We start from the raw sequence: 374 nt of genomic DNA, 5'->3' as shown, positions 1-374 counted from the left end.
GTTAAGCGGCGCCAACATACCCAACAGTCCCAGCACGACCGTAAAATATACCGTGGGAACTTACCAGTCGTTCGACAACAGCATCACGCTCGGGGATTTGGAGGCGACACCGCGTATAGGGCAGGTTGTAAATGTAACGCTTCCTGCCAAAAGGTAAGGCTGTTATCCGTGCGGAAAGTGAACCCGTCGCCCTTCACCAGGGCGTTCGCTACAAACCCGTTCCTCATAATAAACGGCATGCCCGTCTCCACCATCTGGCCGCCCCCCGAGGCGACAAAATACTCGGTAAGGAAAGAGGTTGCCGAGCCCACGAGACTCCTGAGCATCTCGTATGCCGTCTTCTGCTTGAAAAAAAAAAAAAAAAAACAAAAACA

Annotated in this window: 1 protein-coding gene; it reads left to right on the top strand. The window is 52.1% G+C overall.

Features of this window, described 5'->3' with window-relative positions:
- Window positions 1-168: 168 nt before the first annotated feature.
- A partial coding sequence (locus ACYVTD_RS17880) for a hypothetical protein (protein WP_461248959.1) occupies window positions 169-374 on the top strand: 206 nt, incomplete at its 3' end.

This window comes from Treponema sp. R6D11, assembly GCF_054786075.1.
Note: the sequence above shows the minus strand (reverse complement) of the source record. Positions and strands in the feature narration are given on the sequence as shown.